The organism is Paenibacillus sp. 01T422 (assembly GCF_056398785.1).
The window spans coordinates 1-604 of record NZ_JBFTQB010001530.1 but is presented as its reverse complement, the minus strand read 5'-3'; the positions used below and the strand labels follow the sequence as shown (position 1 = coordinate 604).

The 604-nt window shown below is 46.0% G+C and carries 1 protein-coding gene; it reads left to right on the top strand.

The genetic code is table 11. From position 1 onward, the window contains the following. A partial coding sequence (locus AC1DUA_RS40005) for a radical SAM protein (RefSeq protein ID WP_477504929.1) occupies window positions 1-604 on the top strand: 604 nt, incomplete at both ends.

Genomic DNA, 604 nt, shown 5'->3' with positions numbered 1-604 from the left:
GAGTGGGTACGTCTGCACTATGCTTACCCTGGTTTCTTCAGTGATGAGTTAATTGAAGTGATGGCGACGAACCCGAAAGTGTGTAAATACATCGATATGCCACTTCAACATAGCGAAGATTCCATTCTTAAACGTATGCGTAGACCTGGCCGCCAAAAGGACACCCGTGAGTTGGTTCGCAAAATTCGCGAGTCGATTCCGGATGTTGCGCTTCGGACTTCACTTATCGTAGGGTTCCCGGGAGAAACAGAAGAAGATTTCGAGAATCTGAAGCAATTTGTTCGAGATGTTCAGTTCGATCGTCTTGGTGTTTTTGCCTACTCCAAAGAAGATGATACGCCTGCAGCACGTTTACCGAATCAAGTGCCTGATGATGTAAAAGAGTATCGTGCGAACGCGATCATGGAAATCCAAAGAGAAATTTCAAATATCCGCGGCGGACGCCGTATCGGTCAAGAAATCGATGTGTTAATTGAACGGTACGATGGTAGAAGCGATGTGTATATTGGGCGTTCTCAATTTGATGCTCCAGAGATCGATGGAGAAGTATTCGTATCGAATGGTAAGCTGACGATCGGTGAACTCGCCAAAGTTCGCATTACCC